Raw genomic sequence first — 23,433 nt, forward strand, 5'->3', positions numbered from 1 at the left:
ATCCCAAACCTTGTGACGGTTACATTTTTTTGTTGGCCTCGCGCGGCCCTTTGCGTGCACCATGGCCGGACCACATCTTACAGGACCCGCCATGACCACGCCTCCCGGCATCGCCGATATCCACGCCGCCGCCGCCCGGCTCTCCGGCCTTATCGTCGAGACGCCGCTGATCGAATCGCCCGAGCTCAACAGCCGCTTCGGCGGCCGCATCCTGTTCAAGCCGGAAACGCTGCAGCGTACCGGCTCGTTCAAGTTCCGCGGCGCCTACAACAAGCTGTCCTCGCTCTCGGCCGAGGAGCGCGGCCGCGGCGTGGTCGCTTTTTCCTCGGGCAATCATGCGCAAGGCGTTGCCGCTTCCGCCGCCATGTTCGGCGTCAGGGCGGTCATCGCCATGCCGTCGGACGCACCGGCCATGAAGATCGGCAATGTCCGCAAGATGGGCGCCGAAGTGGTCGCCTTCGATCGCGTCCGCGAAGACCGCGTGGCCGTGGTTCGGCCTTACGTGGAGAAGGGCATGGTCCTGGTGCCGCCCTATGACGATCCCGCCATCATCGCGGGCCAGGGCACGATCGGCCTCGAATTGCTGCGTCAGGCCAAGGCGCTTGGCGTGAGCCTCGACGCCGTCATCGTTCCCTGTGGCGGCGGCGGGCTGAGCAGCGGGATTTCGATCGCGGTCAAGGACGGTTCGCCCGCCACCGCCGTCTGGGCGGCAGAGCCGGAATTTTTCGACGACACCAGCCGGTCGCTGGCCAAGGGCGCCAGGGTAGCGAACGAGCCCGGCCACACCTCAATCTGCGACGCGCTTCTCGTCGCCGAGCCGGGCGCGCTCACCTTCGAGATCAATCGCAGGACGCTGGCCGGCGGCATTGCCGTCTCGGAGGAGGCGACGAAGCAGGCCATGCGCGACGCCATGGCCCATCTCAAGCTGGTCGTGGAGCCCGGCGGCTGCGTCGGGCTGGCGGCGCTCTCGTCGGGCAGGATCGACTTGGCAGGCAAATGCGTGGCCGTGGTGCTCTCTGGCGGCAATGTCGATTTCGACGCCTATGCCAAGATCATGGCTGCTGCCGCCTGACGCCCGCCCCGCGTGGCAGGGCGGGCAGCCTTTGTTGTTTCGCAATTCCGGATGGAAACCGCTGCGCACTTTTCCTGGAATTGCCCAGTGCCCGTCAGCTGATGACGGTGCCGTCAGTCGATGACTTTCACGATGCGACGGGTTCCGGGATCGACGAGGACGGTCTGACCGTTGACGACGACATAGCGGTACTGCACATCAGGAACATCGATCGCATGCAGCTCCACAGTGTCCGGCAAGGTCGAGCCGATGGCCAGTTGGACGCCCAGCAGGTCGACCGAGGCGATCGGCTTCTTGTGCACATATTCGCGGATGACGGTCTCCTGCTGCGGCTCGATGATCACGTCCTGAGCGGCGGCGGCACCGATTCCGGCCGCAAGCAGAAGCCCGGCCGCGGTGGCGGAAAGATACAGTCTCATCATTGCCTCCATTGCTGGTCGATAGAGCGCAATACAGTTGCAAGTCTCGGCTCTATCTCGTTGTTTTGATGGCATTCCGCCTCCCGCCAGATGATCCGGCCGGACTCGAGATGCCAAAGGCTTCGCTTGCACGGAGGGGGCCGTCTTGGCCCGCAAGTGGCAGCGGCGAGGCTGATCGACAACGCCGGGGCAGAAGCATGGTTCCAACGGGAGGGTCCAGGTTCGATGGAACCCTGGACCGCCCCAGCGGCTGTTTTCAGTCCAGCGTGCGGCGGAAGCGGACAAGGGCGACGCCGGCAAACAGCGCCACGAACACCACCAGCCAGCCGATCTCCACGGCCACCGCCGGCAGCTGCGCGCCCTTCAGCATGACGGCACGGGTAATGCGCAGGAAATGCGTGAGTGGAAAGATCTCGCCAAAGATCTGTGCCCAGCCCGGCATGCCGCGATAGGGAAACATGAAACCCGAAAGCATGATCGACGGCAGGAAGAAGAAGAAGGTGAGCTGCAAGGCCTGCATCTGCGTGCGCGCGACGGTCGAGATCGTGTAGCCGAGCAGCACCAGGGACAGCACGAACACCAGCACCGCCGACAAGAGCAGCGTCATCGACCCCGTAAAGGGGATGGCGAACAGAAGCTTCGACGCCGCCAGCACCACCACGACCTGAACCGCGCCGACCGCCAGATAGGGCAGCACCTTGCCCAGCATGATCTCGAGCGGGCTCGACGGCATGGCGAGCAGGTTCTCCATCGTGCCGCGCTCTGTCTCGCGCGTCAGCGCGATCGAGGTCATCATCACCATCGTCATCTGCAGGATGACGCCGAGCAGGCCGGGGACGATGTTGTATTGCGAGATGCCCTCCGGATTGTAGCGCCGGTGCACGACCACATCGAGCTGGCCCCGGGCGGCCTCGGCGGCGGCCTCCTGCATGCCTTGCGCTCTGAGCAGCGCCTGGCCGGCGACGGTGCTGAGCGTCGAGATGGCGCCGCTGGCAACCGCCGGGTCGGTGGCGTCGGCCTCGATCAGGATCTGCGGATTGTCGCCGCGCTCCACCCGCCGCGCGAAATCGGCCGGAATGGTGACGACGAAGGCGACGTCGCCGCGCGCCATCAGGAATTCGGCCTCCTCGGCACTTTGCGCCACATGGTCGAAACGGTAGTAGCCGGTGGTCTGCAGCGCCGAGACCATGGCGCGCGTATAGGGATCGCTGCTCGTCGCCACGAGTGCCGCCGGCAGGCTCTTCGGGTCGTTGTTGATGGCGTAGCCGAACAGCACCAGCTGGATCAGCGGCACGCCCAGCATCATGGCGAAGGTGATGCGGTCGCGGCGCATCTGGATGAACTCCTTGATCAGCAGCGCGCCGAGCCGGGCTAAGGAGAAGACCGCGTTCATGCCATGTTGTCCTTCGAGCCGGACATGAACTGAATGAAGACGTCCTCGAGGCTGGTTTCGCCCGGCGCAACCGTCACGCCCTTGTGTTCCTTCTCGACATCGGCCAGCGCCGTCTCCAGCTTCTTCCTGTCGGCTCCCACGACATGCAGCGTCGCGCCGAACGGCGCCACCTGGTCGACGCCCGGCCGGCCTTCGAGCGCTTGCGCCACCTGGTCGAGGCGCGGGCCCTGCAGGACGAAAGTGGTCAGGCCGGCATTCCTGACCACCTCGGCGACGGTGCCCGTCGCCAGCATCTTGCCGTAGGAGATATAGCTGATGCGATGGCAGCGCTCGGCCTCGTCCATGTAGTGGGTGGAGACCAGCACGGTCAGCCCGCCGCTCGCCAGCCGGTGGATCTCGTCCCAGAACTCGCGCCGCGCCTTGGGGTCGACGCCGGCCGTCGGCTCGTCGAGCAGAAGCAGCTTGGGCTTGTGCATGATGCAAGCGGCTAGCGCCAGCCGCTGCTTCCAGCCGCCCGACAGCGTCCCGGCGAGCTGGTTGCGGCGTGTCGTCAGACCGAGTTCCTCCAAGGTCCTGGCGACATGCTCCTCGACCGGCTTCAACCGGTAGAGCCGCGCCACGAATTCGAGGTTCTCGCCGATCGTCAGATCCTCGTAGAACGAGAATTTCTGCGTCATGTAGCCGACCTCGCGCTTGATGCGCAGGCTGTCGGTGAGGATGTCGAAACCCAGCACCGTGCCTTCGCCCTCGTCCGGGGTCAGCAGGCCGCACATGATGCGGATGGTGGTGGTCTTGCCCGAGCCGTTGGGGCCGAGGAAGCCGACGATCTCGCCTTCCGCCACCGTCATCGTGACATTGTCGACGACGGTCTTGTCGCCGAAGCGCTTGACCAGTCCGTGCACGTCGATGACGTTCATTTCCCTGAAACCGCCAGCTCGACGTCGACGATCTGGCCCGGCTGCAAGGCGCCGGCGCTGCCCTCCGGCCGCGCCTCGACGAGGTAGACCAGCTTCTGCCGGTTCTCCAGCGAATAGATCACCGGCGGGGTGAATTCCGGATCGGGCGAGACATAGCTGACGCGCGCCTTCACATCCGGGCCGCAGCCGTCGCAATGGACGCGGAGCAAAGTGCCGACCTTGACCGAGGAGAAGGCGGCTTCCGGTATATAGACGCTGAGCTTCACCGCGCCGTCGGGCAGCACGGAGATGACGGGCGCGGTCGGACCTGCCGTGTCGCCCGGATTGCGAATGACGTCGCTGACGCGGCCCGGAGAAGGGGCCGCCAGGGTGCGCTTGGATAGCCGCCACGCCGCTTGGTCGAGCGCGGCCTGTGCCTGCTTGACCTGACTTTCGGCGGCCTTGATCGTCTCGGGACGCGCCGGCAGGCCGCCCGCGGCGAGATTGGCCTGCGCCTGTCCGACCTGCGCGTTGGCCGTCTCCAGCGTGGCCGAGGCGGTGTCGTAGTCGGCCTGCGTGCCGGTGCCGCGCTTGAAGAGGTCGGCAGCGCGGTCGTATTTGCGTCTGGCATCGTCAGCCTGCGCCTTGGCCATGTCGACCTGGGCCTTGAGGGCGGCGATTTCTTCCGGCCGCTTGCCTACCTGCAGATCGGCAAGCTGCGCCCGCGCCTGGGCGAGACTTGCCGTGGCCTGTGCGACCGCGATTTTCGCGTCGGCGTTTTCCAGCGTCACGATCGTGGTGCCCGATGTGACGCGATCGCCGCGCTTGACCGCGACGGTCTCGACCTGCGCCACCTCGATCGGCGCCAGCAGCACATAGTCGCCTTCGACATAGCCGACGGCCAGCGGAGAAGCCGGTGCGCAGGCGCCGAAGAGTTGAGCGGCAAGCGGCAGCGAACAAAGAAAGCTCATCGTCTCGATCCCTTCCGGGCGGCCAGTATGGCGCTGAGGTTGTCCGATGTGACGGCCGCCACCTTGGCGGCCTCGGCGGCGCCGATCTCGCGCCAGCCCATGCGGCGCATGACCGCCTCGCGGCCGATGCGGAAATAGATGACCTGTCCGATCAGCGTGAACACGGTGAGCCGGGTCGCCTCGCTCTCGGCCGCCTCGCCGGTCGCCTGTTCCCAGAGCAGGCACAGGCGCCGATGCGTCGGCTCGAACACGCCGTCATAGATGCGGTCGAGCGCCGCGGTCGGATGCGAGAGCTCGCGCAGCACGAACTGCACGATCTCACCGGCTTGCGGCTGGGCCACGACGAATGCCACCATCCGCTCCAGCGCCGCGAACAGCTGTGCCCGCGCCGTCTCGGGGTTCGCGATTGCCGGCGCCCGCGTCTCGCCGAGTGCCTGGCCGGCGACCGATTGTATGGTGTCCACGATATGGTCGGCGGCGGCGAGGCGCAGCCCCTCCTTGCTGCCGAAGTGATAGGCGATGGAACCGATATTGGCCTTGGCCTCCGCCGCGATCTCGCGCGTGGAGGTGCCGTCGAAGCCTTGTCGTCCGAACAGCTTGAGCGCCGCGCGGACCAGCGCTTCACGCGTCATCTCCGCAGCGGGCGGCTCACGGCGAGGAGTTCGGGCTTCGGGCGGCTTGATCATGTGGCATACTTTAATCAATCGATTGATTAAAGTCAAATCCGAGTTCGGACATGGCTTGCCATGCCGGCCCGCGCGGGCTTTAGTGCGCGGCCATGGGCAAGGAAGTCGAGCGCAAGTTCCTGGTCTCCGGCACGGCATGGCGGGATCTGGTCGAGGCGGACATCCGCATCCTCCAGTTCTATCTCGCCGCCGCGCCAGGACGCACGGTGCGCGTGCGCATCAGCAACGGCGCCTCGGCCAGGTTGACGCTCAAATTCGGCAGCACGGCGCGCGAGCGCGACGAATTCGAATATCCCATTCCGCTGGCCGACGCCGTGGAGATGCTCGGCTTCGCCATCGGGCGTGTCATCGAGAAGACACGTCATCATGTTAGGCATGGCGGCTATCTCTACGAAGTCGATGTCTTCGGCGGCGCGCTGGCGGGGCTTGTGATGGCCGAACTCGAAACGCCGGACGATGTTCCGGATGAAATGCTGCCAGACTGGCTCGGCCGCGAAGTGACTGGCGAACAGAAATTCTACAACGCGTCGCTCGCCCTCGGGGGGATTCCGGAGATCGCCGCATGAGCTTTCGCATCGATCCGCGCCTGCCGCTGACCGGCGAGGTCAGGCGTATCCTGGCCGAGGAAATCGGCAAGGCGCTTGCTCATCTCGACACGGCGCATGACAGGCCGGAACAGGGACTGCACAAATCCCGCAAACGACTGAAGAGCGTACGCGCCTTGTTACACCTCGTTCGTTCCGGAAACGAAACATTCTGCCGCACGGAGAACGAGTGCTACAGGCAGGTCTCGGCATTGCTCGCCGGACCGCGCGAGGCGACCGCCTTGATCGAGACGATCGACCGCCTGGCCGGCGCCTTTCCGGGGCAAAGCGCCGGTGACGGCCTTGGCCCCGCCCGCGATCGCCTGGTGATGCGCCAGCACGCGCTTCATGCCGGCGCCGGTCTCGATGCGGCCATAAAAGCTGCCATCGCCGCCTGCCAGGAGGGCCTCGAACGCGTCGACAGGCTGTCCTTGCCGGACCAGCCGGAGCAGGCCGCCGACATTCTGGCGGAGGGCGCCCGCGCCACATTGCGGCGCGCGCGCAAAGCACTGGACAAGGCGGCCTCGAGCGGCGGGGCCGAGGATTTCCACGACCTGCGCAAGGCGGCCAAGACCCACAGCATGCATCTGTCGCTGCTCGGCCGCCTGTGGCCGACGCCAATCAAGGCTCGTCGCAAGGCGGTCGACAAGCTCGCAGAGCAACTCGGCGAACTGCACGACGTCTTCGTCATGCGCGCGATGCTGGAGGCCGGCGGCGAGCCGCTTGGGCCGCCCGGGGATACGAAACTCCTTCGCAAACTCCTGAAGCATTCCGAAAAGAGCCTGAGGAAGTCCTGCCTTGCCGAGGCGGCCGAACTGTTCGGCGACAGTCCCAGGCGCTCGACGAAGAAGCTGGCCCGCAAGGCGCGCGACGATCTTGCCGGCGCTCCGCCCGCGGAGGAATTGGCGGCGAGGTGACGCAACGGCATTCATCGCCGGTCATGCTGGCATTGGCCGTGTATGGCTCGCCGGGAGGGGCTGGCCCTTCATTCGCGCACCGGCATCGGTACCGACGGCAAGTCGATCCTCTATATCCCGCTGATGAACGAGGGCGAAGTCGCGGCGCTGAAGCTGGATTGAGAAGATTTTCGGAGCCGGCCGCACGAGAGCCTTTGCCACATGGGCCGGGCGGATCTAAAACCAGCCGCCATGAGGATGGTCGTCCGCCGCCCGCTCGCTCGTTCGGAACTGCCGCACGATACGGCCGCTCTCGCGCGCTATCTCATCGGCAAGATCGTGGTCCGGGAATTGCCCGAAGGCATTGCCAGCGGCCGCATCGTCGAGACCGAGGCGTATGTCGCCGGCGATGCTGCCGGGCACGGCTTCAGGGGAATGACCCCGCGCAATCGCTCGCTGTTCCTCGAGCGCGGGCATGCCTATGTCTATCTCGCCTACGGCATCTCATACATGCTGAATGTCTCGAGCGAGATGCCCGGCATCGGAACCGGCGTCCTGATCAGGGCACTGGAGCCGCTCGACGGCATTCCGATCATGCAGCTCAATCGCGGCATCGAGCGCCTGCGTGACCTGGCGCGAGGACCGGGAAGGCTCGCCATGGCGTTGCGGATCGACCGTTCGCTCGACGGGCTCGATCTTTGCCGGGAAGGCCCTCTATGGCTTGCAAGCGATGGCCGCGACCCCGGCGAAATCGGGCAGAGCGTTCGGATCGGCATTTCGAAGGATGTCGACCGCCTGCTGCGATTTTACGTCCGGGGAAGTCCGTTTGTCAGCGGTTCACGATCGCTCAACCCATGAGAGGTGCTTCCCGGCGCGTTGAAAGGAAGAAGAATGCAAGCTACTGCGCTGCCCTTTTTCCCTTCAACTGCGCCTGCGCTGCCCGGATCGAGGCGGCGTAGGTCACCAGCGGGCGCTTGAGGCCGTGGTTGATCAGCGTGCGTCTTGTCTGCGGCGAAGCGCCAGATATGACAAAGCGCACGCCGGCGCGCCTGGCCTTGTGCGCCGCACCCTCGATGACATTGGCCGCGGTCGAATCGAAGAACGGCACCGCCGAGCAGTCGAGGATGAAGTTCTTGCGCTGGTCGGCGATGCGGTCGAGCACCGCGCCGACGGTCGAAGCGGCGCCGAAGAAGAATGCGCCGGAGATGCGGTAGACGACGGTGTCGGCGTCGGTCGCGTCCCTGGAATCATAGACGCTCTCGCGGTCGGCGACGTCCTCAGGCACCAGCGTCTGGTCGGCCTCGACGGCGATGGATTTCGCCATGCGGTCGATGAACAGGATCGAGCCCAGCGCGAATCCGACAACGATGCCTTCGGTCAAGTCGCGGAAGACCACGATCAGGAAGGTGGCCATCAGCACCAGCGCATCGCCGCGCGAGGCGCGCAGCAGCGTGGCGAAAGCCTGCTTCTCGAACATGTTCCAGCACACCACCGCCAGCACGCCGGCGAGGGCGGAGAGCGGGATGTAGCTGGCGAGCGGCGCTGCCGCCAGCATCAGGACGAGCAGGATCATGGAGTGGATCATGCCCGAAACCGGCCCGTGCGCGCCGGCCCGCACATTGGTGGCGGTACGGGCAATGGTGCCGGTGGTGCAGATGCCGCCGAACAGGGCCGAGGCGATGTTGGCGAAGCCTTGCGCCACCAGTTCGCAGTTGGAACGGTGCCGGCGGCCGGTCATGCCGTCGGCGACGACGGCCGACAGCAAGGATTCGATGGCGCCCAGCAACGCGAAGGCGATGGCGTCCGGCAGCACGTCGATCATCCTGTCGAGGCTGACGGGGGGAAGCGCCGGCCATTGCAGGCTGCGCGGGATCCCGCCAAAGCGCGTGCCGATCGTCTCGGCCGGCAGCGCAAACAGCGCCACCGCGAGCGACGCCAGACCGATGGCGATCAACATCGCCGGCCATTTCGGCCGCCAGCGCTTCAGGAAAGCGATGGTTGCGATTGTCAGCACCGCCACGAAGGTCGCCGCGAGATTGATCGTGCCGGCCGCCTCGCCGATCGCCGTCAGCTTCGGCACCAGCGGGCCTGGCTCCTTGCCGGCGAGCTTCAGCCCGAACAGTTCGACGATCTGGCCCGAGAAGATGATGACGGCGATACCGGCGGTAAAGCCGACCGTCACCGGATAGGGAATGAACTTTATGTAGGTGCCGAGCCGCAGATAGCCGATGGCGATGAGGAAGATGCCGGCCATCATCGTCGCCAGCAACAGCCCGTCCACGCCGACCCGCGCGACCGTCGCCGCCACCAGCACGATGAAGGCGCCCGCGGGGCCGCCGATCTGGAAACGGCTGCCGCCGAACGCCGAGATGATGAAGCCGCCGATGATCGATGTGTAGAGCCCGCGCTCCGGCGTCACCCCTGATGCGATGGCGATTGCCATCGACAGCGGCAAGGCGACGATGGCGACGGTTAGCCCGGCAATGGCATCGGCCCTGAGATGTTCGAGCCTGTAGCCTTCGCGCCAGACCGTCACCAGTTTCGGTGTGAACAGTTCGGAAAAAGTCGGCTTTGCCGGCCCATGGGTCGGTTTGCGCGCGGTTTCGTTGAGCGTCTGCCCGATCTCGTCCATGGACTTCCTTCCGCACCTGAAAGGCGGCGGGATCGTCGGCAGGACTGTCGGCGGTCGCCGTCGCGACTTATGCCGGCTCAGCTTTCGGATTGGGCGGCACGGCAGGCTTGAGGCGCACGCCCCGGCCGCCGCGCTCACTGGGTTGATTCTCGCCGATCAGCTCCACCCCGGCCTCGTCGAGGGCCTGGATGACCTTCATCAGCGTATCGACCACACCCCTGACCACGCCGTCGCTCGCTTCCATGCGCTGGATGGTGGGAAGCGAAACGCCGGCGCGCTCGGCGAGCGTCTTCTGATCGATGCCGGCCAGCGCCCTCGCGGCGCGCATCTGCGCGGCAGTGATCATCGGCCGGGATCCCCGTCTGAGTCTGCGGATATGATGTATAATACGATCATTATGATGTTTCAAGCATCAGGATGTACGCTTGAGCCTTGATCATCATCGCTATCGAGCATTTTTCGGATACTTCCCGAGCATTGAGAGCTATGGTGTTCCATCTGGGGCAGGGGATAACGTGGTTGACCATTTTCAAGACATTGACGACATCGGCATGCCTGGTATCGGTGGTCCTTCTGCTAACGGGCTGCGGACACTTGATCAACCGGCTGATCTGACCGCTTCCCGGTCGAGCGTCGTCAGACGTCGTCACGCACCACCCTGCGCCGTTGCAGGACCCTTGCCGCCAACCAGCACAGCATGGCCCAGGCAAAGCCCGCGCACCAGCCGGCCAGCACGTCCGACGGCCAGTGGACGCCGAGATAGATGCGGCTGATGCCGACCAGCACCGTCGTCAGCACGGCGAGCGCCAGAACATAGATCTTCGTCGTCCGGCCCTGCAGGAAGCGCGCCGCAAGCGAGCCCAATGTGAGATAGGTCACCGCCGAAAGCATCGCGTGGCCGCTCGGGAAGGAAAGCGAGGTCTCGTTGACCAGATGCGAGACGAGCTCGGGCCGCGGCCGGTCGACGCCGAGCTTCAGCAGGCTCGACAGCATCTGGCCGCCCGCCACGGCGACGAAGATGAGAAGCGCGGTCCCGGGCCTGCGGATCAACAGCAGATAGATGATCGTCGCCGCCGTGATCAGCACCAGCACGCTGGTGCTGCCGAGGCTGGTGATGTCGCGCATCGCCCCTTCCATCCATGGCGGGCCGATCGGGATACCGGGTTGGCCGGCCTGGCGGAAGGCAAGCATGATTTCAGCGTCGAAGGCGTGCGGCGTGGTGGCCCGTGCCACCTCCATCAACTCCACGAAGCCCCACAGGCCGGCGGCGACGACAAGGCCGGCCAGCAGCACCGGGAATTCGACCCGGCTCAGCAGAGCCTTTGCCGCAGTTCTCATCGGACCTCGTTTCGCAACCATGGTTTGCCGGTCATCGCCCTTGCACATAGGGCCCGAGCGTGATCAGCGCCACGGCGGCAATCGCCAGCACGATGCCGGCCGCCTGCAGCGTATTGATGCGCTCGCCGAAGAATATCAGCGCCACCAGATTGACCGATACCAGCTGGATGACCGCCGACAGGCTGAACGACACCGACATGCCGAACTCGCGAATCAGCCGCAGCATGATCAGGTTGCCCAGCGAATAGAGCGCAAGCGTCAGCACGATCTTGCCCAGGCTGGGCGCCATCCCCCATTGCTTGGCGGCCGCCGCCGCCAGCAGAAAGATCACGGTCGAAAGACCGAGCTGAAGTAACCCCGAAAAACTCACCCTGCCCTCGATATTGATGCCGGTCGTCCGTGCCTTGTTTCGCAAGCGCGTCGGGACGTCAAGCAGCTGCCGTGGGACCAGGCTCTTGTGTCGGCAGGACCGAAGCGCCAAAGTCGCGGCCACTACCCTGCCCCTGCGGGTGGGGGCGAGGAGCGTGGCGTGCGATTTCTCGAAACCTTGTCGCGGCGCTGGAACGGGCTTACGCTGGCGCTGCAGTTCATCATTGCCGGCGGCTTCGGGCTGCTTGCGGTGATGCTGGTGGTCGGCTTCTGGGTCACCGCGCAAATCCGCGAAAGCGTGCTCCACAATTCAGCGGCCACGACTGCCCTTTATGTCGACAGCGTGATCGCTCCGCTGCTCCCCGATCTGCGCACGAACCATCAGCTCGATGACGCCGTCAAACGGGCGCTTGACGAGACCCTCGGCCAAGGCGCGCTCGGCAAACGGCTGTTTTCCTTCAAGCTGTGGCGTCGGGACGGCACAGTGCTGTATTCGAAGGACACGGCCTTGATCGGCCGGCAGTTCGGCCCGAGCGCCAACCTGCGTGCCGCCTTCGCCGGGAATGTCGTCGCCGAGTTCAACGAGCTAGGCGACGAGGACGACAAGGAGGAGAGGGCCGCGGGCGTGCCGCTGCTGGAAATCTACAATCCAGTCCGCGAACCCTGGTCGGGCGAGGTGGTCGCCGTCACCGAATTCTACGAGATCGCCGACGATTTCCAGGCAGCTCTGGCTTCCGCCTTGCTGTCGAGCTGGCTGATCGTGGCCGGCGCCACGCTGGCGGCGCTGCTGCTGTTGTCGGGGATCGTCATACGTGGCAGCCGCACCATCGACAAGCAGCGCGGCGTTCTGCAGGGCCAGGTCTCCGAGCTGCAGGCGCTGGTTTCGCAAAACCGGGCGCTGCGCCTGCGCGTCCAGCAGGCGTCGCGCCGTGCCACGGCGCTCAATGAACGATACTTGCGTCGCATCGGCGCCGACCTTCATGACGGGCCGGCTCAGCTCGTCGCGCTGGCGGCGCTGCGTGTGGATAGCCCCGCCATTTCCGGCGAGGGTGCCTCCAGCGACAGCCGCAACGCCGAGATCGCCATGATCCGCATGGCGCTGGACGACGCGATGCGTGAAATCCGCGGCATCTGCAACGGCCTCGTCCTGCCGCAGATAGAAACGGCCGCGACCGGCGACATTCTGCGTCTTGCCGTCGACGAGCATCAACGCAGGACCCGCAGTTCCGTGGCGCTGACCCTATCCAGGCAGTTGCCCGAACTGGGCGCTTCGGAGAAGATCAGCATCTATCGCTTCGTCCAGGAGGGGCTGAACAACGCCTATCGTCATGGGCAGGGCAAGGATCAGGAGGTGAAGGCCGGGATGACAGGCGGCAAGTTCTTCGTTGAAGTGTCGGATGGCGGGCCCGGATTCGACCCGAGGCGGGCCGAAGGCCTGGGGCTCGCCGGCATCAGGGAGCGTATCGAAAGCATTGGTGGCCAGTTCGAGACCACGACCGGGCCGCAGGGAACACGATTGATGATTACGCTAGCCGTCGAGGATCAACCATGATCGGTACCATCCGTGTCGCCATTGTCGACGACCACCCTCTGTTTCGCGAAGGCGTTACCCGCAGCCTGTCGGAGATCGGCGGCTTCGAAATGGTGGCCCAGGGCGCCACGGCGCAGGATGCCGAACGCATCGCCTCGACTTTGCAGCCCGACATACTGCTGCTCGACATCAGCATGCCGGGTGACGGCCTTGCGTCGGTGGCCGGCATACTGGGTGCCAATCCCGGACAGAAGATCGTCATGCTGACGGTCTCGGAGGCCAATGCCGACGTGGCGCGGGCGCTGAATGCCGGTGTGCGCGGCTATGTGCTGAAGGGGGTCGGCTCGCGCATGCTGGCCGAAATCCTCCATGGTGTCGCGGCCGGCGAGACCTATGTGTCGCCGACCCTGTCGGCTCGCCTGCTTTCGGACCTGCAATCGCTGCAGCCGGCCAACGGCAGGACGGATCGCCTGCGTCAGCTCACCGGACGCGAGGCCGAGATCCTGCAGCTGGTGGCGGAAGGGCTGAGCAACAAGGAAGTGGCGCTGCGGCTGGCACTGCAGGAAAAAACGGTCAAGCATCACATGACCGGTGTGCTGTCCAAGCTCAACGTCCGCAATCGCACCGAGGCGGCGCTGCTGATGCGCGAAGCGCGGGATCGGGCCGGCAGCTAATCCTGGTCGGCCGCAAGGGATCCCCGGTTTGGGATAACGACACGCATAAATGAAAACCTGAAGCGCGGTGCAGCAGCGGAACGCTCCAGGGCAAAAAAGACGGCCCCTATACGGGGCCGGAGCGACAAGGTCACCTCCGCCGGGGGGCGGCGGAGGTGACACGTAAAGCGGGCGATGCCTATTGCCCGCTCTACAACCCCTTGAGGCGGCTTATATCCGCCGCCGTCGCAGGGCGCTCGACGATCGTGCGGCCCAGAGCGTCGGTCATTTTGAAGCGACCCTTCTCGATCTCTTCCCCGAAGCCGTTAGGGTGCTGCACCACGATCTTGTTGTCGTCTATTTCGACACGATCGCCGGTTGTTGCGTTCACATGCTTGCCGGAGCTGTTGGCACCCTTCCCCTTGCCACTGTTGCCGCCGCCATTGTTCCCGTTGCCGCCAGCGTTGCCATTGTTGCCTCCGGCATTGCCATTGTTGCCGCCGCCGTTATTTCCATTGCCGCCATTGCCGCCATTGCCGCCATTGCCGTTACCGCCATTGCCGCTGTTCCCGCCAGGCTTGGCTTGGGCGCTGGACGCGACAATGCCTGCGGCGGAACCGTGAAAATCGAGGTGATAGGGGGCTATGGTCAGCGCCAGTGCCGGCACTGCTCTCAGGGCCAGCCAGCAACAATGAGCCATGATCGAGCTGCGCATCAGTCCCTCACTTGATCGGACCGGCAAAATTCAGAGGCCATCTCGTGCAGGTACGCGACCATCGGCGACATGGCGTGTTCGTGTAAGTGGCCCACGACCGATGCCGCGGCAATCCGGACCTTCGCCCCGATCGGTTTAGGACCTTGGTCCGAGTTTCAAACCGGATGTGGCGCGAGGTTCGCGGTCAAGCTGGCGGGTGCACGAATGTCACGAAAGTGTGACCGATCGTCTATAAGGGGTCGAAACGCGTGACACGCTCCAGCCATCCAGCCAGAGGCAGACCATGACCGACCATCGCTCGCCCGACGCCCGATTCCGCACCAGCCTGCTTGAGGAAAACGACGGTCCGGCGACCAACCCCACCGAAAACCGCACCATGGGCGAAATCATTGCCGAGCGGTTCTCCCGCCGCGCCTTCCTCAAGGGCTCGCTGGCCGTCTCGGCCATCGCCGCCACCGTCAGCCCGCTGGCGCTCGTGGCCGCCGACGATGCGCGTGCCGCCGAGGGCTCCGCCTTCTCGTTCGAGGAACTCGAAGCCGGTATCGACGACAAGCACCATGTCGCGCCGGGCTACGATGCCGACGTGCTGTTGCGCTGGGGCGATCCGCTGTTTGCCGATTCGCCGGAGTTCGACCCGGCCAGGCAGTCGGCTGAGGCCCAGGCAAGACAATTCGGCTACAACAATGACTATGTCGGCTATATCGGGATCGGTGGCTCCGCCGAGCACGGCCTGCTGGTCGTCAACCACGAATACACCAATCCGCATCTGATGTTCCCGGGCATCGTCAGGATCGTCGAGAAGGACGGCAAGAAGGCGGCCGAACTCGCGCCGCTCTCGAAGGAGCAGGTCGATGTCGAGATGGCGGCACATGGCGGCACCATCGTCGAGATCCGCAAGGAAGGCGGCAAGTGGCAGGTGGTGCGCGACGGCAAGTTGAACCGCCGCATCACCTCCAACACCGAAATGGCGCTGTCGGGCCCGGTCGCCGGTCATGACCGCGTCAAGACCAATGCCGACCCATCCGGCACCAAGGTCATCGGCACATTCAACAACTGCGCCGGCGGCGTCACGCCTTGGGGCACCTATGTCATGGCCGAGGAGAACATCCACGGCTATTTCTCCGGTGAACTGCCGGAAGGCCATAAGGAAGCCGCCAATTACAAGCGCCTCGGCATTCCGGAAGGCGCCTATGAATGGGGCGCGCATTACGATCGTTTCGACCTCGCCAAGGAGCCGAACGAGCCCAACCGTTTCGGCTGGATCGTCGAGGTCGACGTCAACGATCCGACATCCACGCCGAGGAAGCGCACCGCAATGGGCCGCTTCAAGCATGAAGGCGCCGAATCGATCGTCGCCAAGGATGGCCGCGTCGTCTTCTATCTCGGCGACGACGAGCGCTTCGAGTACGTCTACAAATTCGTCACCGCGGGCCGTTTCGATCCGGACGACCGCGCCGCCAACATGAACCTGCTCGACGACGGCACGCTGCATGTCGCCAAATTCGCCGCGGACGGTACGGTGGACTGGCTGCCGATCGTCTTCGGCCAGGGCCCGCTGACGGCCGAGAACGGCTTCGCCGGCCAGGCCGACGTGTTGATCGAGACGCGGCGTGCCGCCGACCTGCTCGGCGCCACCAAGATGGACCGTCCCGAGGACATCCAGCCCAATCGTGTCAACGGCAAGGTCTATGTCATGCTGACCAACAATTCCAAGCGCAAAGCCGACCAGGTCGACGCCGCCAACCCGCGCGCCGACAACGCCTTCGGCCATATCATCGAGATATCGGAGGATGGCGGCGATTTCGCCGGCACCAGGGGCAAATGGGAGGTGCTCCTGAAATGCGGCGATCCGGCGGTTGCCGATGTCGGCGCCACCTTCTCCACCGCCACCACGGCCAATGGCTGGTTCGGCATGCCCGACAATTGCGCGGTCGATTCGGCCGGGCGCCTGTGGGTCGCCACCGACGGCCAGGGCCCGAAGGCCACCGGCCGCACCGACGGCCTGTGGGCGGTCGACACCGAAGGGCCGGCGCGCGCGACGTCAAAACTGTTCTTCCGCGTGCCGATCGGCGCTGAAATGTGCGGGCCGCTGTTTGCGCCCGACGATCAGACCGCCTTCGTCGCCGTCCAGCATCCGGGCGACGGCGGCGAGGACTGGGAGGCGTTCGGCCGCCCGTCCTATTATGAGGATCCGTCGACGCGCTGGCCCGATTTCAAGCCGGACATGCCGGTGCGGCCGGCGGTCGTCGCCATTACCAGGCAAGGCGGCGGCAAGATCGCGATTTAGAGGGCAATTCCAGGAAAGTGGGGTTCCGTCCGACGCGTAAAACGAACCTCCAGCCCGGTTCAGCGGCCCGAATTGGCGATCCGCCGGGCAATCCGCTCGGCGATCGCCTTGGCCTGGATGGCGGCATTGGCGAAGCAGCCGCGGATGCTCGGCCGCATGCCGGTGAACCAGAGGCCAGGCAGTTTCGGATCCGCATCGCCGCCGTTGAAGACCGGAACGCCCTTGCCGTCGAGCACGCCGAGATTGCCGACCATCTGCTCAAGCCCGGTGCGGTAGCCCGTCGCGGCAATGACGATGTCGGGATCGATCAGGCTGCCATTGGCCAGGATGACGCCGTCGCGGGTGAATTCTCGCACCCCCGGCACGACGGTGATCCTGCCCGCGCGGATGGCGTCGATCGCGCCCTCGTCGGCGGCGATCGCGGTGTAGTCGGTGGTCAGGCGGCTGGCGCCGCCCACCGGTGCCGGCGGCACGCCGAATTTCGTCAGGTCGCCGAAAACCAGCCGTTGCGTCAAGGCGATCACCGCATCGGCGACCCGCAAAGGCAACCGCGCCATCAGCGGCGACAGCCGGTGCACGGCAATCTTGCCGATGCGCTTGGGCAGGACCGACGGACCATTGCGGGCCGACAGCCACAGCGAGGCGGTGCTTGCCTGGGCCAGGTGGTTGAGCGCGTCTATACCCGAATTGCCGGCGCCGACGACCAGCACCTTCTTGCCGGCATAGTCCTTCGCGTCGCCGAAATCCGCCGAATGGATGATGCGGCCGGCGAAATCCCGCATTCCTTTCCAGTCGGGGATGAACGGCTGTCTGTCGCGGCCGGTGGCGATCACGACGTGGCGCGCCAGGCGCTTCCCGGCGCTGGTCTCTATCGCCCAGTGGTCGCCCCTGAACAGGACCGCCTCGACGGCGACGCCGAGCTCCACCGGCAGCCGGTTCGCCTCGCTGAAATCGTTCAGATAGCGGATGACGGCGGTTCTGTGGGGGAAGGCGAGCGTGCCCTTCGGATAGGCAAGGCCGGGAAGTGCCGAAAGGTCGCGGTGAGTATTGAGGCGCAGCTGCTGGTGACGCCGATGCCATGGCTCGGCCAACCGGCTCTCCTTTTCCAGGATCGCCGTCGCCACGCCGGCCTTGACCAGCGCCTGCGCTGCCGCGAGACCGGCGGCGCCGGCGCCGATGACGATCGCCGGTTCGATAGTTACCGTCTGGTGCGCTGCCGGTCTGATTGTCGTATCTGCCATTCGCTCACGAACCCCATTCCACCCTTGTGGCGCTTCCGCCGACACCGGCAGAACGCCCTCCCGCGCATGATCCATACAGCAGATCGGCCCCGGATTTCGAGGCCATGCGCCGCACCGCGGTTGCGTCCTATATGGCATATACGCGAGATCGGCGATAATCAGGTCGCGGCAATGTGATTGATTCGAGATCCGGGGGCTGGCGGATCTCTGTTACCGGTACAGGAATCCGAAGTCCTCGAAACGCTTTTTTCGGCTTCCTGTGCAAAATCAAGGCGCCACGGCGTATAGCGTACCCGGGTGCGCGCCGCAGATGCACGCGGAATCTCGACCCATGCCCTCCTTGCGGATCTATCTCGACAAAATCCTCGAGCGTGCCTCGCCAAAGGTCGAGCGCCAGGCGTTCACCCATGCCGAACGGCTGGCGCTGGTGCGCCGCCACGGCGACTTCTCACTCGCCTACTCCTCCGCCGTGCAAGGCAGGCTCTCCTATTTCGGCGACGCCGACGGTTACATCGCCTTCGGCACCAAGATGAAGCATCATTTCGCGCTCGGCGACCCGGTCGCCGATCCGGCCCATCGGGCCGACTATATCAGGCGCTTCGTCGAGACCGCCGGCAGCCCCTGGTTCGTGCAGATCGGCGAACAGTCGGCGCGGGTGCTGGCCGGGCTCGGCTACAAGGTCAACCGGCTGGGCATCGACACCCGTCTGCCGCTGCCCGCACACGATTTTTCCGGCAAGCGCAACGAAACCGTGCGCTACTCCGAGCGCTGGCTGTTGAAGAAGGGCTTTTCGTTCGCCGAGGACAAGCGGACCATCTTTCTCGACGAGATCTCCCGGCTTTCGGCGAACTGGCGCGGCGACCGCATCGTCAAGCGCTGGGAAATGGGCTTCCTCAACCGGCACTTCGCCGATCATGTGGGCGTCGACATGCGCCGCTTCGTGCTGCACGGCCCTGATGGCGAACTGGTCGCCCTGCTCGACTTCGATCCGCTGTTTCGCGGCGGCAAGGTCATCGGCTACACCACCGCCTTCAAGCGCAAGCACATCGACGCCTCGCCGCATGCCGAGGTCGGCCTGACCAAATTCGCCGTCGACCGCTTTCGCGAGGAAGGCATTTCGGTCGTCACGCTCGGGCTCTCGCCGCTGGTCGACGTCGGCCCCAGCGGATTCGCCGAAAGCGATTTCTGGCGCAACGCCTTCCAGCGCGCCTATGATTCGCCCTGGGTCAACCGCCGCCGCTTCAACCTGCAGGGGCAGGCGGCGTTCAAGCGTCGTTTCCACGGCATCGAGGAGCCGGTCTACGTCGCCTTCCGTAAGGGAACCTATGTCGAGATGCTGGGCCTGCTGCGGCTGGTGAAGGCGATCTAGCTCTGACCGCGGCTCAGCGTGGCTTCGCCCCTCAATTCCTCAGCCGGTAGCCGGTCCTGAATATCCAGGCGACGGTCGCCACGCAGATCAGCAGAAAAACCACGGTCATGCCGAGGCTGATGCCGACCGAAACGTCCGATTTTCCGAAAAAGCTCCAGCGGAAGCCGCTGATCAGATAGACGACCGGATTGAACAGCGTCACCGTGCGCCAGGCGCCCGGCAGCATGTTGATGGAATAGAAGCTGCCACCGAGGAAGGTCAGCGGCGTGATGATCAGCAGCGGCACCAGTTGCAACTGCTCGAAGCTCCTGGCCCAGATTCCGATGATGAAGCCGAACAGGCTGAAGGTCACCGCCGTCAGCACCAGGAAGGCCAGCATCCAGAACGGATGCTGGATCGAGAGCGGCACGAACAGCGAGGCCGTCGCCAGGATGATCAGGCCGAGGATGATCGACTTTGTGGCGGCGCCCCCGACATAGGCGAGGACGATCTCGAGATAGGAGACCGGAGCCGACAACAGCTCGTAGATCGAGCCGACGAATTTCGGGAAGTAGATGGCGAAGGAGGCGTTGGAGATCGACTGCGTCAAAAGCGACAGCATGATCAGCCCGGGCACGATGAAGGCGCCGTAGCTGATGCCGTCGATCTCGGTGATGCGCGAACCGATGGCCGAGCCGAAGACGACGAAATACAGCGACGTCGACAGCACGGGCGAGACGATGCTCTGCAAAACGGTGCGCAGCGCGCGCGCCATCTCCACCCGGTAGATCGCCCATACCGCGCGCAGGTTCATGGCTCTTGCCTTAGAAGATTGACGAAGATCTCCTCCAGCGAACTGTTCTGCGTGTCCAGGTCGCGGAACTGGATGTCGGCGGCCTCGAGATCGCGGATCAGCGACGCCACGCCCGGCCGGTCGCTCTGGTTGTCATAGGTGTAGGTGATCTGCCCGCCATCCGGCGACAATTCCAGGGCGTAGTGCGAGAAGGCGTCCGGAATGGCGCCGAGCGGGCTGCGCAGTTCCATCACCAGGCGCTTGCGGCCGAGCTTGCGCATCAGTTCGGCCTTGCCCTCGACCAGGATGATCTCGCCGCGGTTGATGACGCCGACGCGGTCGGCCATCGCCTCGGCTTCCTCGATATAGTGGGTGGTGAGGATGATGGTGACGCCGTCCTCGCGCAGCCGCCGCACCATCGCCCACATGTCCTGGCGCAGTTCGACGTCGACGCCGGCCGTCGGCTCGTCGAGGAACAGCACGCGCGGTTCATGCGACAGCGCCTTGGCGATCATCAGCCGCCGCTTCATGCCGCCCGAAAGCGTGATCGCCTTGGCGTCCTTCTTGTCCCACAGCGACAGGTCGCGCAGCACCTTCTCGACAAAGGCATGGTTTGCCGGCTTGCCGAACAGGCCGCGGCTGTAGTTGACCGTCGCCCAGACGCTCTCGAAGGCATCGATGGTCAGCTCCTGCGGCACTAGCCCGATCAGGCCGCGCGCGGCGCGATAGTCCTTGGTGATGTCGTGGCCGTCCACCGTGACGCTGCCCGACGAACGGTTGACGATGCCGCAGACGATCGAGATCAGCGTCGTCTTGCCGGCGCCGTTGGGGCCAAGCAGCGCGAAAATCTCGCCGCGCTCGATATCGAGATTGATTTCCTTCAGCGCCTTGAAGCCGGTGGCGTAGGTCTTGGTGACCCCGGAAATGGAGATGACAGGCTGCATGGCTGAAAACGGCTGCTTGAAAGAGGACCCCAGATATAGGACGAATGTCGCCGCATGCAACCGCAAGTCAATGCCGTTGCTGACAGTTCTCGACATTGCCGCCGCATGGCGCTGCGGCGTTCCGCCTCGCGGCGGGACGCCGCTTTGACCGGCCGGCCCTACAAGCCTATTCTCCGCTTATTAGAAGCAGCCGGAGCCCGCCATGGACCCGCTCATCCTTTCGCGCATCCAGTTCGGTGCGAATATTTCGTTTCATATTCTGTTTCCAGCCATCACCATCGCACTCGGCTGGGTGCTGCTTTTCTTCAAGCTGCGCTACAACGCGACCAATGATTCGGCCTGGATGCGAGCCTATTTCACCTGGGTGAAGGTGTTCGCGCTGTCCTTCGCCATGGGCGTGGTTTCCGGCGTCACCATGAGCTTTCAGTTCGGCACCAACTGGCCGGGCTACATGGAAACGGTCGGCAACATCGCCGGGCCGCTGCTGGCCTACGAAATCCTCACCGCCTTTTTCCTCGAGGCAGCCTTCCTCGGCATTATGCTGTTTGGCTTCCGCCGCGTTTCCAACCGCATCCACACGCTGGCGACCGTGCTGGTGGCCGGCGGCACCACCGTGTCTGCCTTCTGGATCATCGCGCTGAACTCGTGGATGCAGACGCCGGTCGGCTTCGAGATGCGCGACGGCGTCGCCCACGCCGTCGACTGGTGGGCGATCCTCTTCAACCCCTCCATGCCCTACCGTCTCGTCCATATGCTGCTCGCCTCCGGGCTTACGGTATCGTTTCTCATCGCCGGCCTGTCGGCGCTGCGTTACCTCAAGGGCGACCGCTCGGAATCGATGTGGAAGGCGCTGCGCACCGGCGTCTTCACCGCCGCCATCCTCATCCCCATCCAGATCCTTGCCGGCGACCAGCACGGCCTGAACACGCTCGAGCACCAGCCGCAGAAGATCGCCGCCATGGAGGCCAACTGGAACACCGGCCCCAACGTGCCGCTGGTGCTGTTTGCCATTCCGGATGAAGCGGCCAGGGAAAACAGGTTCGAGGTGACCATTCCCGACGGGGCGAGCTGGATCCTGCGGCACAGCGCCGGCGGTGTGGTGCCGGGGCTCAACGACTATCCCGGCAACCATCCGCCCGTCTTCCCGGTGTTCTGGGGTTTTCGCGTCATGGTCGGCACGGGCCTGTTGATGCTCGCCGTCTCCTGGTCGGCCGCCTTCTTCCTCAAGCGCCGTCATGGCTTGCCGAGGCCGCTGGCGCTGCTCATGGTGCCGATGACCATCTCCGGTTGGGTGGCGACGCTCGCCGGCTGGTATACGACGGAGATCGGCCGCCAGCCCTGGCTGGTGACGGGCGTGCTGAGGACCGCCGACGCCGTCGGCCCGGTGGCCGGCAGCCATGTGGCGCTGACGCTGGCCGTCTATCTCGCTCTCTACGTGCTGTTGCTGATCGCCTATCTCGGCGTTCTGGTCCACCTGGCGCTGAAGGCGGCCAAGGACGGCGACACCTCGCCGCTGCCGGGCGTGCTCAACAAGCCGATGTCGCAGCCCGCGGCTGGCGAGTAGGAGAGAGAGAGAAATGACCTATGACTGGCCGATCCTGCTCCCCCTCATCTTCGCCGGCCTGATGGGCCTCGCCATCCTGATCTACGTCATTCTCGACGGCTTCGATCTCGGCATCGGCATCCTGTTCGCGGCGGCCGAGGACGCCGAGCAGGACACCATGATCGCCGCCATCGGCCCGTTCTGGGATGCCAACGAGACCTGGCTGGTGCTGGCCGTCGGCCTTCTGCTGGTCGCCTTTCCGATGGCGCATGGCGTCATCCTCAGCGCGCTCTATATCCCGGTGTTCGTGCTCCTGGTCGGCCTCATCCTGCGCGGCGTCGCCTTCGACTTCCGCGCCAAGGTGGCGACCGAGCGCAAGCACCGCTGGAACCGCATCTTCTTCCTCGGCTCGCTCATCGCCTCGCTGGCGCAAGGCTATATGCTGGGCGTCTATGTGCTTGGCCTCGACTTCGGCCTGGGGGGCATGGCGTTCGGCGTGCTGGTGGCGTTCTGCCTGGCGGCGGCCTACGCCGCGATGGGGGCGGCCTGGGTCATCTACAAGGCCGAAGGCGACTTGCAGAAAAAGGCGGTGCGCTGGCTGCGCACCACATTGGTGCTGACCGCGCTCGGCATGGCTGCCGTGTCGCTGGCCACGCCCTTCGCCAGCCCGCGCATCTTCGCCAAATGGTTCGTCCTGCCCGAAATGCTCTATCTGTCGCCGCTGCCGATCCTGTCGGCGCTGCTGTTCCTGTGGCTGTGGCGGCAGACCTCTCATCTGCCCAGGCCCGACGACCGCCATTCGCTGACGCCGTTCCTGACCTTGGCCGCCATCTTCGCGCTGGGCTTTGCCGGGCTCGCCTGGTCGTTCTATCCGTTCGTGGTGCCCGACAGGCTGACCATCTGGCAGGCGGCTTCCGCACCCGAAAGCCTGGCCATCATCCTGGCCGGCACCGTGGTCGTGCTGCCGATCATCATCTTCTATTCCTTCTATGCCTACCGCGTGTTCGGCGGCAAGGCGAGGGACCTGACCTACGATTGAAGGGCCAGGCGACGGCGCGAAATCATCGCCTCCGCCTGCCGCCTGTCGCCGGCCGGAAAGACAATATTCATCTTCACGCGCAA

At 65.0% G+C, this 23,433-nt stretch carries 23 protein-coding genes; 10 read left to right on the forward strand and 13 right to left on the reverse strand.

The window, feature by feature from the left end:
- Positions 1 to 91 precede the first annotated feature (91 nt).
- Positions 92 to 1,072, forward strand: a complete 981-nt coding sequence (locus FJ490_RS09850; protein WP_140649524.1) for a threonine/serine dehydratase — start codon at positions 92 to 94, stop codon at positions 1,070 to 1,072.
- 113 nt (positions 1,073 to 1,185) lie between these two features.
- Here the strand turns inward: FJ490_RS09850 and FJ490_RS09855 are convergent, their stop codons facing one another.
- The 5 genes from FJ490_RS09855 to FJ490_RS09875 form a co-directional block, all read right to left on the reverse strand.
- Positions 1,186 to 1,491, reverse strand: coding sequence for a DUF1236 domain-containing protein (locus FJ490_RS09855; protein WP_140491773.1), 306 nt, complete (start codon positions 1,489 to 1,491; stop codon positions 1,186 to 1,188).
- A gap of 256 nt (positions 1,492 to 1,747) precedes the next feature.
- Complete coding sequence (locus FJ490_RS09860) at positions 1,748 to 2,884, reverse strand: ABC transporter permease (protein ID WP_140649526.1); 1,137 nt, start codon at positions 2,882 to 2,884, stop codon at positions 1,748 to 1,750.
- On the reverse strand, positions 2,881 to 3,801 hold the full coding sequence (locus FJ490_RS09865; RefSeq protein ID WP_140625297.1) for an ABC transporter ATP-binding protein: 921 nt from the start codon (positions 3,799 to 3,801) through the stop codon (positions 2,881 to 2,883). Before FJ490_RS09865 ends, FJ490_RS09860 begins: the two co-directional genes overlap by 4 nt.
- Entirely contained in the window at positions 3,798 to 4,751 is a 954-nt protein-coding gene (locus FJ490_RS09870; protein ID WP_140728742.1) for an HlyD family efflux transporter periplasmic adaptor subunit, read from the reverse strand. The genes FJ490_RS09865 and FJ490_RS09870 overlap by 4 nt, the downstream gene beginning before the upstream one ends.
- A complete protein-coding gene (locus FJ490_RS09875; protein ID WP_140491765.1) occupies positions 4,748 to 5,437 on the reverse strand; it encodes a CerR family C-terminal domain-containing protein in 690 nt (229 codons plus the stop codon). The genes FJ490_RS09870 and FJ490_RS09875 overlap by 4 nt, the downstream gene beginning before the upstream one ends.
- A 92-nt stretch (positions 5,438 to 5,529) precedes the next feature.
- On the opposite strand from FJ490_RS09875, the gene FJ490_RS09880 reads away from it, so the two are divergent.
- From FJ490_RS09880 to FJ490_RS09890, 3 genes are all read left to right on the forward strand, one after another.
- A complete protein-coding gene (locus tag FJ490_RS09880) occupies positions 5,530 to 6,003 on the forward strand; it encodes a CYTH domain-containing protein (RefSeq protein ID WP_140491763.1) in 474 nt (157 codons plus the stop codon).
- Positions 6,000 to 6,938 carry a CHAD domain-containing protein gene (locus tag FJ490_RS09885; protein WP_140491761.1) on the forward strand — a complete coding sequence of 313 codons (939 nt, stop codon included), beginning with the start codon at positions 6,000 to 6,002 and terminating at the stop codon, positions 6,936 to 6,938. The genes FJ490_RS09880 and FJ490_RS09885 overlap by 4 nt, the downstream gene beginning before the upstream one ends.
- A gap of 237 nt (positions 6,939 to 7,175) precedes the next feature.
- Positions 7,176 to 7,775, forward strand: coding sequence for a DNA-3-methyladenine glycosylase (locus FJ490_RS09890; RefSeq protein WP_140728803.1), 600 nt, complete (start codon positions 7,176 to 7,178; stop codon positions 7,773 to 7,775).
- 40 nt (positions 7,776 to 7,815) lie between these two features.
- On the opposite strand, the gene FJ490_RS09895 is transcribed toward FJ490_RS09890, so the two are convergent.
- The 4 genes from FJ490_RS09895 to FJ490_RS09910 form a co-directional block, all read right to left on the reverse strand.
- On the reverse strand, positions 7,816 to 9,549 hold the full coding sequence (locus FJ490_RS09895) for a SulP family inorganic anion transporter (RefSeq protein WP_140728743.1): 1,734 nt from the start codon (positions 9,547 to 9,549) through the stop codon (positions 7,816 to 7,818).
- A 67-nt stretch (positions 9,550 to 9,616) separates the two neighbouring features.
- The gene (locus FJ490_RS09900; RefSeq protein WP_140491757.1) at positions 9,617 to 9,895 is read right to left on the reverse strand and encodes a helix-turn-helix transcriptional regulator; all 279 of its coding nucleotides are present in this window, start codon (positions 9,893 to 9,895) and stop codon (positions 9,617 to 9,619) included.
- Positions 9,896 to 10,185: 290 nt separating this feature from the next.
- Entirely contained in the window at positions 10,186 to 10,887 is a 702-nt protein-coding gene (locus tag FJ490_RS09905; RefSeq protein WP_140563805.1) for a phosphatase PAP2 family protein, read from the reverse strand.
- Positions 10,888 to 10,918: 31 nt separating this feature from the next.
- Positions 10,919 to 11,257, reverse strand: a complete 339-nt coding sequence (locus FJ490_RS09910) for a hypothetical protein (RefSeq protein ID WP_140493450.1) — start codon at positions 11,255 to 11,257, stop codon at positions 10,919 to 10,921.
- Between the two features lie 159 nt (positions 11,258 to 11,416).
- On the opposite strand from FJ490_RS09910, the gene FJ490_RS09915 reads away from it, so the two are divergent.
- Together FJ490_RS09915 and FJ490_RS09920 are read left to right on the forward strand one after the other, a co-directional pair.
- Complete coding sequence (locus FJ490_RS09915; protein WP_140649535.1) at positions 11,417 to 12,808, forward strand: sensor histidine kinase; 1,392 nt, start codon at positions 11,417 to 11,419, stop codon at positions 12,806 to 12,808.
- Entirely contained in the window at positions 12,805 to 13,461 is a 657-nt protein-coding gene (locus tag FJ490_RS09920; protein WP_140491751.1) for a response regulator transcription factor, read from the forward strand. Before FJ490_RS09915 ends, FJ490_RS09920 begins: the two co-directional genes overlap by 4 nt.
- A gap of 190 nt (positions 13,462 to 13,651) precedes the next feature.
- Here FJ490_RS09920 and FJ490_RS09925 read toward each other — a convergent pair whose 3' ends face one another.
- A complete protein-coding gene (locus tag FJ490_RS09925) occupies positions 13,652 to 14,155 on the reverse strand; it encodes a hypothetical protein (protein ID WP_140728744.1) in 504 nt (167 codons plus the stop codon).
- Between the two features lie 283 nt (positions 14,156 to 14,438).
- Between FJ490_RS09925 and FJ490_RS09930 the strand changes: the two genes are divergently transcribed.
- Entirely contained in the window at positions 14,439 to 16,442 is a 2,004-nt protein-coding gene (locus FJ490_RS09930) for a PhoX family phosphatase (protein ID WP_140728745.1), read from the forward strand.
- A gap of 59 nt (positions 16,443 to 16,501) precedes the next feature.
- On the opposite strand, the gene FJ490_RS09935 is transcribed toward FJ490_RS09930, so the two are convergent.
- Entirely contained in the window at positions 16,502 to 17,683 is a 1,182-nt protein-coding gene (locus FJ490_RS09935) for an NAD(P)/FAD-dependent oxidoreductase (protein ID WP_140728746.1), read from the reverse strand.
- 331 nt (positions 17,684 to 18,014) lie between these two features.
- Here FJ490_RS09935 and FJ490_RS09940 point away from each other — a divergent pair, with 331 nt between their 5' ends.
- The gene (locus FJ490_RS09940; protein ID WP_140524389.1) at positions 18,015 to 19,052 is read left to right on the forward strand and encodes a phosphatidylglycerol lysyltransferase domain-containing protein; all 1,038 of its coding nucleotides are present in this window, start codon (positions 18,015 to 18,017) and stop codon (positions 19,050 to 19,052) included.
- 31 nt (positions 19,053 to 19,083) lie between these two features.
- On the opposite strand, the gene FJ490_RS09945 is transcribed toward FJ490_RS09940, so the two are convergent.
- Together FJ490_RS09945 and FJ490_RS09950 are read right to left on the reverse strand one after the other, a co-directional pair.
- Complete coding sequence (locus tag FJ490_RS09945; protein WP_140491741.1) at positions 19,084 to 19,845, reverse strand: ABC transporter permease; 762 nt, start codon at positions 19,843 to 19,845, stop codon at positions 19,084 to 19,086.
- On the reverse strand, positions 19,842 to 20,768 hold the full coding sequence (locus FJ490_RS09950; protein WP_140563799.1) for an ABC transporter ATP-binding protein: 927 nt from the start codon (positions 20,766 to 20,768) through the stop codon (positions 19,842 to 19,844). The genes FJ490_RS09945 and FJ490_RS09950 overlap by 4 nt, the downstream gene beginning before the upstream one ends.
- A 202-nt stretch (positions 20,769 to 20,970) precedes the next feature.
- Between FJ490_RS09950 and FJ490_RS09955 the strand changes: the two genes are divergently transcribed.
- Both FJ490_RS09955 and FJ490_RS09960 read left to right on the forward strand, forming a co-directional pair.
- Positions 20,971 to 22,332 carry a cytochrome ubiquinol oxidase subunit I gene (locus FJ490_RS09955; protein ID WP_140672357.1) on the forward strand — a complete coding sequence of 454 codons (1,362 nt, stop codon included), beginning with the start codon at positions 20,971 to 20,973 and terminating at the stop codon, positions 22,330 to 22,332.
- Between the two features lie 13 nt (positions 22,333 to 22,345).
- Complete coding sequence (locus tag FJ490_RS09960) at positions 22,346 to 23,350, forward strand: cytochrome d ubiquinol oxidase subunit II (protein ID WP_140672356.1); 1,005 nt, start codon at positions 22,346 to 22,348, stop codon at positions 23,348 to 23,350.
- Positions 23,351 to 23,433: the final 83 nt, after the last annotated feature.

Source organism: Mesorhizobium sp. B2-5-11, assembly GCF_006440835.1.
Taxonomy (GTDB): domain Bacteria; phylum Pseudomonadota; class Alphaproteobacteria; order Rhizobiales; family Rhizobiaceae; genus Mesorhizobium.

Bases quoted from the DNA above. Each gene is read 5' to 3' on its own strand.
- FJ490_RS09850 (WP_140649524.1), top strand. From the start codon at position 92: ATGACCACGCCTCCCGGCATCGCCGATATCCACGCCGCCGCCGCCCGG.
- FJ490_RS09855 (WP_140491773.1), bottom strand. From the start codon at position 1,491: ATGAGACTGTATCTTTCCGCCACCGCGGCCGGGCTTCTGCTTGCGGCC.
- FJ490_RS09860 (WP_140649526.1), bottom strand. From the start codon at position 2,884: ATGAACGCGGTCTTCTCCTTAGCCCGGCTCGGCGCGCTGCTGATCAAG.
- FJ490_RS09865 (WP_140625297.1), bottom strand. From the start codon at position 3,801: ATGAACGTCATCGACGTGCACGGACTGGTCAAGCGCTTCGGCGACAAG.
- FJ490_RS09870 (WP_140728742.1), bottom strand. From the start codon at position 4,751: ATGAGCTTTCTTTGTTCGCTGCCGCTTGCCGCTCAACTCTTCGGCGCC.
- FJ490_RS09875 (WP_140491765.1), bottom strand. From the start codon at position 5,437: ATGATCAAGCCGCCCGAAGCCCGAACTCCTCGCCGTGAGCCGCCCGCT.
- FJ490_RS09880 (WP_140491763.1), top strand. From the start codon at position 5,530: ATGGGCAAGGAAGTCGAGCGCAAGTTCCTGGTCTCCGGCACGGCATGG.
- FJ490_RS09885 (WP_140491761.1), top strand. From the start codon at position 6,000: ATGAGCTTTCGCATCGATCCGCGCCTGCCGCTGACCGGCGAGGTCAGG.
- FJ490_RS09890 (WP_140728803.1), top strand. From the start codon at position 7,176: ATGGTCGTCCGCCGCCCGCTCGCTCGTTCGGAACTGCCGCACGATACG.
- FJ490_RS09895 (WP_140728743.1), bottom strand. From the start codon at position 9,549: ATGGACGAGATCGGGCAGACGCTCAACGAAACCGCGCGCAAACCGACC.
- FJ490_RS09900 (WP_140491757.1), bottom strand. From the start codon at position 9,895: ATGATCACTGCCGCGCAGATGCGCGCCGCGAGGGCGCTGGCCGGCATC.
- FJ490_RS09905 (WP_140563805.1), bottom strand. From the start codon at position 10,887: ATGAGAACTGCGGCAAAGGCTCTGCTGAGCCGGGTCGAATTCCCGGTG.
- FJ490_RS09920 (WP_140491751.1), top strand. From the start codon at position 12,805: ATGATCGGTACCATCCGTGTCGCCATTGTCGACGACCACCCTCTGTTT.
- FJ490_RS09925 (WP_140728744.1), bottom strand. From the start codon at position 14,155: ATGCGCAGCTCGATCATGGCTCATTGTTGCTGGCTGGCCCTGAGAGCA.
- FJ490_RS09930 (WP_140728745.1), top strand. From the start codon at position 14,439: ATGACCGACCATCGCTCGCCCGACGCCCGATTCCGCACCAGCCTGCTT.
- FJ490_RS09935 (WP_140728746.1), bottom strand. From the start codon at position 17,683: ATGGCAGATACGACAATCAGACCGGCAGCGCACCAGACGGTAACTATC.
- FJ490_RS09940 (WP_140524389.1), top strand. From the start codon at position 18,015: ATGCCCTCCTTGCGGATCTATCTCGACAAAATCCTCGAGCGTGCCTCG.
- FJ490_RS09945 (WP_140491741.1), bottom strand. From the start codon at position 19,845: ATGAACCTGCGCGCGGTATGGGCGATCTACCGGGTGGAGATGGCGCGC.
- FJ490_RS09950 (WP_140563799.1), bottom strand. From the start codon at position 20,768: ATGCAGCCTGTCATCTCCATTTCCGGGGTCACCAAGACCTACGCCACC.
- FJ490_RS09955 (WP_140672357.1), top strand. From the start codon at position 20,971: ATGGACCCGCTCATCCTTTCGCGCATCCAGTTCGGTGCGAATATTTCG.
- FJ490_RS09960 (WP_140672356.1), top strand. From the start codon at position 22,346: ATGACCTATGACTGGCCGATCCTGCTCCCCCTCATCTTCGCCGGCCTG.